The 12,073-nt window shown below is 58.7% G+C and carries 10 protein-coding genes; all 10 read right to left on the bottom strand.

Features of this window, described 5'->3' with window-relative positions; genetic code table 11:
- Position 1 precedes the first annotated feature (1 nt).
- Positions 2 to 460, bottom strand: coding sequence for a (2Fe-2S)-binding protein (locus A8B82_RS06465; RefSeq protein WP_067289830.1), 459 nt, complete (start codon positions 458 to 460; stop codon positions 2 to 4).
- A 118-nt stretch (positions 461 to 578) separates the two neighbouring features.
- On the bottom strand, positions 579 to 1,865 hold the full coding sequence (locus tag A8B82_RS06460; protein WP_067289828.1) for a hypothetical protein: 1,287 nt from the start codon (positions 1,863 to 1,865) through the stop codon (positions 579 to 581).
- 526 nt (positions 1,866 to 2,391) lie between these two features.
- A complete protein-coding gene (locus tag A8B82_RS06455) occupies positions 2,392 to 3,603 on the bottom strand; it encodes a hypothetical protein (RefSeq protein WP_067289825.1) in 1,212 nt (403 codons plus the stop codon).
- 236 nt (positions 3,604 to 3,839) lie between these two features.
- The gene (locus tag A8B82_RS06450; protein WP_067289817.1) at positions 3,840 to 5,075 is read right to left on the bottom strand and encodes a hypothetical protein; all 1,236 of its coding nucleotides are present in this window, start codon (positions 5,073 to 5,075) and stop codon (positions 3,840 to 3,842) included.
- A gap of 165 nt (positions 5,076 to 5,240) precedes the next feature.
- On the bottom strand, positions 5,241 to 6,530 hold the full coding sequence (locus A8B82_RS06445) for a hypothetical protein (protein WP_067289814.1): 1,290 nt from the start codon (positions 6,528 to 6,530) through the stop codon (positions 5,241 to 5,243).
- A gap of 59 nt (positions 6,531 to 6,589) precedes the next feature.
- Positions 6,590 to 7,849, bottom strand: coding sequence for a hypothetical protein (locus A8B82_RS06440; protein WP_067289813.1), 1,260 nt, complete (start codon positions 7,847 to 7,849; stop codon positions 6,590 to 6,592).
- Positions 7,850 to 7,976: 127 nt separating this feature from the next.
- Positions 7,977 to 9,182 carry a hypothetical protein gene (locus A8B82_RS06435; RefSeq protein WP_138069692.1) on the bottom strand — a complete coding sequence of 402 codons (1,206 nt, stop codon included), beginning with the start codon at positions 9,180 to 9,182 and terminating at the stop codon, positions 7,977 to 7,979.
- Positions 9,183 to 9,211: 29 nt separating this feature from the next.
- Complete coding sequence (locus tag A8B82_RS06430) at positions 9,212 to 10,456, bottom strand: hypothetical protein (protein WP_067289807.1); 1,245 nt, start codon at positions 10,454 to 10,456, stop codon at positions 9,212 to 9,214.
- Positions 10,457 to 10,601: 145 nt separating this feature from the next.
- Entirely contained in the window at positions 10,602 to 10,745 is a 144-nt protein-coding gene (locus A8B82_RS24155) for a hypothetical protein (RefSeq protein WP_161489426.1), read from the bottom strand.
- Positions 10,746 to 10,897: 152 nt separating this feature from the next.
- On the bottom strand, positions 10,898 to 12,073 hold a 1,176-nt coding region (locus A8B82_RS06425; protein WP_235604630.1), incomplete at its 5' end, for a hypothetical protein.

Raw genomic sequence — 12,073 nt, 5'->3', positions numbered from 1 at the left:
CTCAGACCCCCTGCAACTTGACTGCGGCGGTCTTGATAGCGGCGCGAATACGCGGATAGGTCCCGCAGCGACACAAGTTCCCGCTCATCGCCGCGTCGATCTGTTCGTCCGTGGGCTCCGGATTGAGATCAAGCAAGGAAGCCGCCTGCATGATCTGGCCGGACTGGCAGTAGCCGCATTGTGCAACCTGATGGTCCACCCAGGCCGCTTGCACCGCGTGCAGCGCCTGCGGCGTGCCCAGCCCCTCGATCGTGGTCACTTCGCCATCTACATCCGCCGCGGCAAGCTGACACGACCGCACGGCGACCCCGTCCACATGCACCGTGCAGGCCCCGCATTGCGCGATCCCGCAACCGTATTTCGGGCCAGTGATCCCCAGTTCGTCGCGCAATACCCATAGCAGCGGCATGTCATCCTCGACATCCACCTCGTGTTCCGTCCCGTTGACGCGCAGCCGCATGGCCTGTCTCCTGCTGTACCTTGCGGCTTAACTTAACGCCAAAAACCGGCAGGTAAAGCGCGCGAAAGCCGCGCGGCGAATTACCGTGCGGCAGTTTCGAACACATTATTGTTCGCGTTTAGCGTGCAGCCTCAAGCACTGCCAGGCGTTCGGCAAGCGCGGCGATGATCGCTGCCTGCGTGTCAGACTGCGCCGCTTTTTCTGTCAGGGTCGCAATTACCGCATCCTGCTCAAGCGTATACAGCGTCAATTCCTCGACCTTTTTCAGCAGGGTCATCTGCATTTCGGTCATGTCCACGCCATTTGCCCTGATCTCGGCCTCTGAAGGCACATCCGGCAGATGAGAGTTCTCTTTGATAAACGCTTGCACCTCCGCCAGCGGGCGCAGGGGGTAGTCGTCGGCGAACACGTAATCCGGCACGTTCAGCTGGGTGTTGTTGACCACCAGCGTCCCGGTAATGTTCACCTCGCCCGGCAGACCGTTCCGCCCCAGCCGCATCAGGTTGTTGTTGGCCGCATTGTCGATCTTGAAGGGTGTGTTGCCCCCCGCCAAGCCGACGTTCAGGCGGCCCGAGTCCTGCTGGTTACGGAATTCCCAGGTGCTGGGCACGGTGCCGTTCTGACGCAGCCGGAAGGCGGAATCGCTGCCGGTGCCCGCCGCGTCAAACAGCGCAAAGGCATCTGTGTTGTTGGCGGTGGTCCGAATGTGCAGCTTTTCCTCGGGGGCAGCGGTGCCAAGGCCGATATCGCCGTTGCCTGTGATCAGGAAAGATCCGGTATCGGCGCCGGGCAGGATCCTGAACGGCATCTGGTTGCTGCCGCTGACGTCGCGGATGAAGAAACTCGTCTCGTTGCCGCCGATATCCCAGGTTTGCTGGGGCATGGCCTCACTGCCATCCTGCTGGAGCCGCACAGTGGGGCTGTCGCCATCGACAATATGCAGTTGGGTCAATGGGCTGGCCGTCCCCATGCCGACTTCGCCGGAAGTTTCGAGCACCAGCGTATTGGTTGGCACGCCGCCCTCGATGGTGAAGGGGATGGTATCCCCGTCGATATCCTGCACCGCAAATTTGGTGGTCGAGACATCGTTGATTACCAGCCGCCAATCGTTGCTGGAAATGCCCCCAGTTGTGGAACTGTCTTCAAAAAGAATGTCGGGTTCGGACCATTTCAGGCGCAGCGGGCCCTGTTCGAAGGGTTCGGTGCCATCACATGCAGGCCCGATGCAGGCGCGCCCGCTAAAGATGTTGTTCCCGGCGTCGAAGAAGTTCGGGCCGAAACCATTCTGGGTGATATGACCTGACAGGGTCAGGTTGGATCCGTTAATCGCCTGCGCGAACACAGCGGTGGCGCCGAGGGAAAGGGCAAGGGTCAACCCCGCCGCGGTGATTGTCTGTTTGGTCATCTAGAATGCTCCTCGCTGAAAAACTGATATCGGTTCTCTGTCTGGCTTGGCCGCGCGGTGAATGCGGTGAATTGGAATAACTGTTTCATTGTGTACCCTACAAAATGTTCTAAAGCGCCCCGCCTTAAACTTGAAACGCCGATACCCTGCCGCGCTTCGCGCTCTCGGGACATCGGCGATACGGAGTGTATCAGGTTAAAGGCGGGACGCTGCAAAGGTCTCAGTAATCGTTCTCGTACCGCCCGAAATCGCACCTCCTCCTGAAATCCAGGGCCGGGTCGTTTGTCTTTGCTGCTGTCCCGCAGCATCCATCCGCGCACAATCACTGCCAACCATCTGAAACTCTGGTGACCCAAGGTTGCGGCAGGACTTCTTTTGCAGATAGAAAAAACACCGGAGCGCGGACCGTTTCCCGTTGGGCCGGATGCGATGCAGGGCAGATCGCTGTACATCGAAAAAGCCCGCCACACATGGTGACGGGCCTTTGTCAGGTCAGGTTTTGTCGCCACTATAGCGGCGCATTGATCTATTGATCGGCAATCGACTGGACCACAGCCTCAAGCCGGGATATCCGGTCTTGCTGCGCGGTCAGCGCGGTTTCCTGTGCTTCGATCGTCTTTTGCTGAGCAATGGAATGCAGTGTCAGTTCTTCGATCTTTTCAAGCTGCGCCATTTGCATTTCGGTCATGTTGAGCGCGCCATCGCTTGCGACTTTCTTGGCCGAAGGCACGCCGGGCAGGTGGCCATTTTGATGAATGAAGGCTTCGACCTCGTGCAGGCTGGGCAGTGCATAGCCCGGCTCGAACACGTAATCGGGCACGTTCATTGTGATGTTGTTAACCAGCAATTCGCCGGTGACGACCACAGCGCTGGAATTTGCATTTGTGCCGAGTTTCAGCAGGTTGTTGTCCGCCCCATTGTCGATCTTGAGCGGTGTGTTCCCGCCGACCAGACCAACGTTCAGCCGGCCCGAGTCCGCCTGATTGCGGAACTCCCAAGCCGCAGATGTCGTGCCTGCTTGCTCGATCACAAAGGATGAATCGCCAGTGACCGACTCAATCAGCACAGTCGCTTCATTTGAACCGGTACGCTTGACGTGCAAAGAGGCTTCCGAGGTAAGCGTGCCGATCCCGACATCATTGTCTGTATCAATGACCAGTGAATTTGAGGCTGCGCCCGGACGAATGCGGAAAGGCAACGTCGATCCGTTTGACGAGTCCCGAATAAAGAAACTGGTTTCATTACCGGCCAGATCCCAGGTCTGCGCCGCAAAACCGGATGACGTGTCTTGTGCCAACCGCAGCGTCGGCGTGTCACCATCAACGGCGTGTATCGTGGTAGTGGCGTTCGCCGTCCCGATGCCAACGTCGCCCTGACTGTCGACAACCAGTGCGTTTGAGCGCGCATTGGCTGCGACGCTGAACACTGTCCGCCCGGCAGTGCGGTCAACGATGGCCAGATAGCTGGCACCACCATTGGCCTGATCATTGGCCTGGATTGCCCAGTCGTTCGATGGAAAGCTGCCGGCGGTTGACGTGTCATCGAAATGGATGCGCAGGTTGTTTTCCTGCAGGCGAATTGTGTCAGATCCGAAGCTGGGGTTTGCTGGGCAATCAAAGCCGACGCAAAGGCTGCCATCCACCACGAGGTCCTGGGCGGTTGCGGGAATGGCTGCCAATCCGGCAAGGCTGGTTGCCGCAAAAAAGGTTGCGCGCAGTGTGAATGTTGTCTTTTTCATGGGATTTCCTGATTTCATCGGATCAATTGGTTGTTCAAAAACTCAGCAGTAACTGCTCAGATGCAGACTCGTTTATATTTCGGCACCATACACTATTTTGACACATTCTCAAAATACCCTTTTAAGCTTTTGAAATACTTATGTTTGTTCTGATGGCAGGGCGTCAACGCCCGTCAGCAAGGAGAAGCTGGTCGACGCGATCCGACCGACTGTGCTCCAGGCGTGGCTTTTCAGGGTCAATCCAGAAGCGCTTCGAGCCGGGCAATCTTGGCTTCCAACTCTGCCATCCGCGCCAGCTTGGCTTCCTGCTCAAGGGTATAGAGCGTCAGTTCTTCCACCTTCTTGAGCAAGGTCATCTGCATCGCTGTCATGTCGACGCCGTTCGCCTTGATCTCCGCCTCTGAGGGGACATCAGGGAGGTGGGAGTTCTCGTCGATAAACGCCTGTACCTCAGCCAGCGACCGCAGGGCGTAATCGTCGGAAAACACATAGTCCGGCACGTTCAACTGCGTGTTGTTCACAACCAGTGTGCCGGTGATGTTCACCTCGCCCGGCTGACCGTTCCGCCCCAGCCGCAGAAGGTTGTTGTTGGCCGCATTGTCGATCTTGAACGGCGTGTTGCCCCCCGCCAAGCCGACGTTGAGGCGGCCCGAGTCCTGCTGGTTTCGGAATTCCCATGTGCTGGGGGTGATGCCGTTCTGGCGCAGGCGGAAGGCGGAATCCGAGCCTGCGCCATTCGCGTCGAACAGCGCAAAGGCGTCGGTGTTGGTGGCATTGGAGCGGATGTGCAGCAGTTCCTGCGGGGCATTGGTGCCGAGGCCGACAGCCCCGGCGGCATTGACATGAAATGCAGACGTCGGGGCATTGGTGGCCACAAAAAACGGGGTCGTGGATGCATCGACATCCCCCAAGGACAGGCCGAATTCATTCCCCCGGATCCGCCAGCGCTGAGGGGGTTTTCCGCCAGCGGCCTGTTGCAGCATGATGGACGGATCGACTTCGGAAACCACGTGCAGATCGGCCTGAGGTAAGGACGTGCCAAGGCCGAACTGGCCGCTGCTCGCGAGGTAAATCGCATTTTCCGGCGCCCCGGCGTCGATACGAAACGGCGTGGTGCCCCCGGTGACATCGGCGATCGAGAAAAAGGCATCAATCGAAAAAGGGTCGCCATTCGCGATCAGCGCCCAGTCATTCTTGGGAGCCAGGGATGCTGTCGATGCGTCGTCAAAATCGAGACGGGTGACGTTGGCGTGGATCCTGACCGAACCGGCCAACCCGCTGATGAAGGTTCCGGTCGGATCGTCGGGGCAGGCGCCACCGACACAAAGCTGGTTGCGCACAGTGGCGTCGCCTGAATCGACATGCGCTTGTGCGCGTGTCTCTGACGCGGTCAGCGTGACAAGCGGCAGGGCCAGCAGGGCGACGGGGATCAGCGTGAAAAGGGAAAGGTGGCGGGTGCGGGGAAAAGTCATGGGCATGTCCAATCAACTGGGTCACTATTGTGGCCGATACCGCTGAACGGGACTGGCCTTTCCGGTGAAATACAGGATGCCCCGGCAAAGCGGAGCGCGTGAGGCTATATGCTAAGACATGCCTGCAGCGCCTGTAAACCCGCGAGACCGGCCCGCGGGGCCGGTTCAGTGCTCTGGCGTGCGAGCGTCCATCAGGGCTTCGAGCCGGGCGATGCGAGCGTCCGACGCGGCCTTGGCATCCTGCAGTTGCGCGATCACCGCCTCCTGTTCCAGCGTATAGAGCGTCAACTCCTCGACCTTCTTGAGCAGCAGCATCTGCATCGCGGTCATGTCGACACCATTGGCTTTAATTTCCGCTTCTGAGGGCACATCGGGCAGGTGGCTGTTTGTGTCGATGAAGGCTTGCACCTCGGCCAGTGGTCGCAGGGCGTAGTCATCGGCAAAGACATAATCCGGCACGTTCATCGTGGTGTTGTTAACGACCAGCGTGCCGGTGATGTTCACCTCTCCCGGCTGACCGTTCCGCCCCAGCCGCAGAAGGTTGTTGTTGGCCGCATTGTCGATCTTGAACGGCGTGTTGCCCCCGGCCAGACCGACATTCAGGCGGCCCGAGTCCTGCTGGTTGCGGAATTCCCATGTGCTGGGGGTGGTGCCGTTCTGGCGCAGGCGGAAGGCGGAGTCGGACCCTGATCCGGCCGCTTCAAACAGGGCAAAGGCATCGGTGTCTGATGCAATGGATCTGATATGCAACAGTTCCTGAGGTGCGGAAGTGCCGATCCCGACCCGGCTGTCATCGCTGACAACGAGTGTGTTTGAGGCCGCCCCGGTGCCGACGAGGAACGGCGTGCGGCTGTTAGTCGTGTTGCGCAGCAACCATTCGAAAAGGTTGCTCTGCATCTCCCATGTATGGGGCGAGCTACCGACCGATTGCATCCGCATGCTGGTTGTGATGCCTTTGCCCACCACATGCAGATCGGCCTGCGGCAATGAGGTGCCCAGCCCGATTTCGCCATCGCTGTCGATCCAGAGGCTGTTTACCGGTGCCCCGGCCATGACGGTGAACGGGATGACCTCGGCGGTGTCGTCGCGGATCGAAAAGCGGTTGCGCCCCCCTGCTGAAACGCCGCCGTCATTGATCATGATGCGCCAGTCGTTGGTGCCGAGAGACGATATGGTGGAGGTGTCCTCGAACAGCAGGTCCGCCACGCTCCACTTGAGCTTCAGCGGCGGGTTGCCAAAGCCATTGGAGTCTCCGGCAGTGCAGCTGTTGCCAAAGCAGCCGCTGCCGTTGAACGCCGAATAAGAGCCGTTGAAAAAGTTTGCGCCTGTTCCGTTCTGGGTGATGGTGCCCGACAGGGTCAGGTCGCTGCCACTGAGGGCCTGAGCCAGCAGCGGCGTAGAACCAAGGCTGATCGCAAAAACGGCAGCCGCGATTGGAATGTTAAAAGGGCGCATGGGGTAATTTCCTTATGAGTGCACGGCAAAAACCGCAACGAGGGTGAAGTATCGTAGAATTAGTCCAGGGGCCGGTCGCCGACTTGCGCCGCCATCATCGATTCAAGCCGGGCAAACCGGCGTTCGTAGGACGCAATGATCGCCTCCTGTTCGAGTGTGTAAAGCGTCAACTCCTCGACCTTTTTCAGCAAGGTCATCTGCATTGCGGTCATGTCCAAGCCGTTGGCTTTGATGTCTGCTTCGGAGGGTACGTCTGGCAGGTGAGAGTTTTCGTCGATGAATGCCTTCACCTCGGTCAAGGGGCGCAGGGCGTATTCATCGGCAAAGACATAATCCGGCACGTTCAATTGGGTGTTGTTCACGACCAGTGTGCCGGTGATGTTCACCTCGCCCGGTTTGCCGTTGCGGCCAAGGCGCATAAGATTGTTGTTGGCCGCATTGTCGATCTTGAAGGGTGTGTTGCCCCCCGCCAAGCCGACGTTGAGGCGGCCCGAGTCCTGCTGGTTACGGAATTCCCATGTGCTGGGCACGATGCCGTTCTGACGCAGCTGGAAGGCGGAATCCGAGCCTGCGCCATTCGCGTCGAAGAGGGCAAAGGCATCGGTGTTGATGGCATTGGATCGGATGTGCAGCAGTTCGGTCGGCTTGTTGGTCCCAATGCCGACCTCGCCGCTTGCATCTATGACAAAGCTGTTGGTCGGCGCGGCGCTGTTGATCTGAAAGGGCGTCAGGGTGTTGGTATTGTCACGGATGCTGAACGTGCTGTCCCCGATGATTTCCCAACTTTGCGCCCCGGCGCCGGTCGTATCCATCCGAACGCTCGGGGTATAAAGGTTCCCTACGATATGCAGATACGCATTTGGCACCGTGGTCCCCATGCCAATGGTCCCAAACCTGGTCATCCAGAAGGCATTGTCGGGCGCATTCGCCTCGATGGTCCAAGGTGTCGTGCCAGCCGACAGATCCTCGATCGAAAAACGGTTCAGACCGCCGTTTGCCAAAGTATCGCGGTCATTGACAAAAAGCCGCCAGTCCGTGGCGGGATAGATCGAGACCTGCGAACTGTCCCGAAACTCGATGCCGGTGACAGGACCGTTCAATTTGAGCAAGGTATCGAGGTCAAATGTCTCGGTCAGAGCGCAGGAATTTCCTATGCAGGCGCTGTCATCCAGAACCGATGGCCCCTCTACGTAGAGATCGGCATTCGAGGTGTTGCTGTCGTATATGGTGATGCCACCGGCATGGGTGTTCTGTGCCAGCGCCGGCAGCCCCGAAAGAGCACAAATTATGGTCGCAAAGAGATATTTATTTGAAAACATGACCTTACTCCGAATACCGCCGCGAAGGGAGGGCGCGGTCGACATGAAGTGAAAAAAGCAGCGCCGCATCCCCCCAGATGCGGTAGAAAAAACCGAAACGGCGCGGCCGTATCGGGTCACTTTCGGATCATTCCTGCATCTGGCGCAACCCAAGGACCAACCCCTGCAATTCGGCGATCTGTGCCTGCTGCGCGGCGCGGGCCTGTTCCAGTTCCAGCGTATAGAGCGTCAATTCCTCGACTTTTTTCAACAGGGTCATCTGCATGGCGGTCATGTCCACACCGTTCGCCTTGATCTCGGCCTCCGACGGCACATCCGGCAGGTGGCTGTTTTTATCAATGAATGCGCGCACCTCGGCGAGCGGGCGCAGGGCGTAATCATCTGCGAAAACGTAGTCCGGCACGTTCAGCTGCGTGTTGTTCACAACCAGCGTACCGGTAATATTCACCTCGCCCGGCAGGCCATTGCGCCCCAGCCGGATCAGATTGTTGTTCGCCAGATTGTCGATCTTGAGTGGCGTGTTGCCGCCCGCGATGCCGACATTCAGGCGGCCCGATGATTGCTGGTTGCGGAATTCCCATGTGGAGGGGATGGTCCCGTTCTGCCGCAGGCGGAAGGCTGAGTCCGAGCCTGCGGCAGTGGCATCAAACAGTGCAAAGGCATCGGTATTGGGTGTACTTGAACGGATGTGCAGCAGTTCTTCGGGTGCGGGCGTTCCTATTCCGACAAAGCTATTATCGTCCAGAACAAGGGTGTTGGTGCCAGCGCCTGAACGGACCACGAACGGCACATTGTTGTCGGTTACGTTTGTCATGAACCAGTTGAATTGGTTCGATTGCATGGCCCAGGTATGAGAGCTGGCACCGCTGGTTTGCATGCGCAAGCCGACCGTCGCGCCGGAGCCCACGATGTGCAGATCGGTTTGCGGCATCGAGGTGCCCATGCCGATCCTGCCCGTATCGGCAAGGAAAAGCGCATTTTCCCCGGCCCCGGCCTGCACCGTCACCGGGATGGTGCCCAGTGTGTCGTTCTTGAGCATGAACTGGTTGCGCCCATTGATGACCCGTTCATTGGCCTGCAGCGCCCAGTCGTCAGAGGGGAAGTTGGCGAGTGTCGTGGCGTCTTCGAACAGGAGGCGGGTATTGGAGGCTTTGACGACGATCTGGTTGAAATCGCCGCTGAAACTTTCGTCATTCAGGCAACTGCCGCCCACGCAGAGGTTGTTGCGGATCGTGGGGCTGGTGGTGCTCAGAACGTCGGCGGCCAGCGGCGCGCCAATGACAGATGCGACAAGTCCAAGCGCCATTATTCTGTATTGAGACAAGTTTTTCATGAGAGTTTCCTCGCGAAGGTTACAAAAGATCACCGTGCCTCCAGCCTTTCCAGCCTAGTGATCAACTCGGCGATCTGGGTTGTCTTGGCCGTGTCCCGCGCTTCCAATTCAAGCGTATAGAGCGTCAACTCCTCGATCTTCTTGAGCAGCGTCATCTGCATCGCTGTCATGTCCACACCATTGGCCTTGATCTCGGCTTCTGAGGGGACATCCGGCAGGTGGCTGTTTTCATCAATGAATGCGCGCACCTCGGCGAGTGAGCGCAGGGCGAAATCCTCGGCAAAGACATAGTCAGGCACGTTCAGCGTGGTGTTGTTGACCACAAGACGGCCCGTCACCACAACAGCGTCTGGGGCGGAGTTGATGCCCAGTTTCAGCAGGTTGTTGTTCGCTGCATTGTCGATCTTCAGCGGCGTATTGCCGCCGGCAAGCCCGACGTTCAAACGGCCTGAATCCGCCTGATTGCGGAACTCCCAGGTGGCGTTCGTGGTCGTTTGCCGCAGCCGAAACGCGGCGTCCGAACCGGAACCGGCCGCATCGAACAGCGCGAAAGCATCAGTATCCGGAGCCGTCGTCCGGATATGCAACAATTCCTCGGGCGCGGTGGTGCCAAGGCCGACAAATCCGGTTTCGTCCAGATGGAAAGACCCGGTGGGCGCGGTCCGGTCAATGCGGAAAGGGGTGGTCCCGGCGGTCAGATCGTGGACGCTGAAGGCGGTCTGCCCGACGATTCGCCAGGCCTGTGGCGGCAAAAGCCCATTGCCGGTCTGTTCCATCCGAAAGCCGGGGCCGATGGCCCCGGAGGCATGCAGCCGGTCCTGGGGAAACATGGTGCCCAGCCCGATGCCGCCGCCATTGTCGACCCAAAGCGCGTTCTCGGGCGCGCCGCCTTCGATGCTGAAGGGGATGGTGGCCGCATCCAGATCCTCGATCGAAAAGCGTTCGATCCCGCCATTGTAATCGTCGTTCGGCCTGATCCGCCAATCGCGGCCGGGGTATTGCCCAGTCCCCGCAAACGACTGATTGATCAGATCAATCCAGGCCTGCTTCGGCGTGTCGATGATGAGAGGCGTGGTATTGCTGGTGGGCTCGTCCTCGCCGCATCTCAGCCCCAGACAAAGGTTGCCGATGCTGGCACTTCCCGCAACCGTGAGGTCTGCTTCTTGTATGTTTCCGTCGCCGATACGGACACCTTCGCTGAAGGTGGCCTGCGCCGAAGCGGTCAGTGCGGAGGTCAGCGACAATGCGACAATGATAATAAGTCGGATCAACATGGGACAGCTTCCCCAAATAAAATTAGCGCCGACAACGGCCGGGGTGCTGGCGCAAAATGGCTTCGCTCAAATACCGCCTCCCCCAGAAGGCGGGCAGCGCAAGTTAACAGCGCAAGGTCAGGTCCTGTCAAATCCTATGGCGCGTCTACTGCGCCGCTTCCAACCGGGCGATACGGTCCTCTTGCATCGCAATGCGCGCGTCTTGGGTTGAAATGCGGTCCTCTTGTTCAAGCGTATAAAGCGTCAGCTCCTCAATCTTTTTCAGGTGGAGCATCTGCATCCGGGTCATATCGCCCCCCGTGGCGGCAATCTCAGCCGCCGTTCACAAACGGAAAAAAGCGGCACCCATTTTCATTTCTGGCCTCAGATCATAGGCCGAAATTCAAATGGATGCCGCGTTGGTCCCTGATCGGAACCGGGCTGGCTGTCAGCCGCCTTCCGTCATTCGGTCAACAGCGCCTCGACCCGAGCCAGACGATCACGCAGTTCGCTGTTCTCTTCCTTCTGGGCCGTGATCGCGTCTTCCTGTTGCAGGGTGTAGAGGGTCAGTTCCTCGACCTTTTTCAGCAGGGCCATCTGCATGCCCGTCAGATCCACGCCGCCGTCTGCGATGTCCTTTTCGGAAGGTACTTCAGGCAGGTGACTGTTCTGATCAATGAACGCTTTCACCTCTGTCAGGGGGCGCAGGACGTAGTCGTCCTTGAACACATAGTCCGGCACGGAAAGGGATACATCATTGACCATCAGACGCCCGGTGATCCTGACCACATCGGTTTGCCCGTTTGCACCAAGACGCAGCAGGTTGTTGTCGGCCTGGTCGTCGATCTTGAACGGTGTGTTCCCGCCCGCGATGCCAACGTTAAGGCGGCCCGAGTCCTGCTGGTTGCGGAATTCCCAGGTTGTCGGGATCAGACCGTTCTGGCGCAACCGGAAGGCCGCGTCGGACCCGCTGCCGTTGGCATCGAACAGGGCAAAGGCGTCCGTGTCGGGCGCGTTCGAGCGAATATGAAGTTGCTCTTCCGGTGCCGCGACACCGAAACCAACCCTGCCGGTTTCCGTGATGATCAGGCTGTCGTTCGGTGCATCTGCCTCAATCACATAGGGAATCTTGGTGTGGGTCACATCCACAATCAAGAAGTTGTCTTCATTGGCAACCACATCCCAGATCTGAGCACCCGGCCCGCCGCTGGTTTGCTCAAGGCGGATACCGGGGCTGTCCGTGGCCGTCAGGTGCAGGTCCCGCATCGGGAACTGTGTGCCCAGGCCGACGTGGCCGGTTGCATCAAGGATAAAACCGTTGCCCGGCGCACCGCCCATGATGCGGAAGGGTTGTTGCCCCCCCGTCACATCGGTGATGCCAAAATAGCTTTCGCCTGTCGGATCGTTGTCATTGATCTTGATGCGCCAGTCATTCAGTGGTGCAGGCGAAACCGAAGTATCGTTGAACAGAATACTGAGATCTGTACCTGCCAGGGTCAATTCGTCATCAGGTGATTCAAAGTCGTCATCGCACCCGCCCCCGATACAAAGCCCCACCCCCAGAAGGTCACCCAGGTCAAGATCGATATCAATGATCTGAGCCTGTGCAGGAAGAGTTGTCATTATCAGGGGCAGAAC

This window comes from Sulfitobacter sp. EhC04, assembly GCF_001650875.1.
GTDB lineage: Bacteria > Pseudomonadota > Alphaproteobacteria > Rhodobacterales > Rhodobacteraceae > Sulfitobacter.
This window is presented reverse-complemented; position numbering and strand designations above follow the sequence as displayed.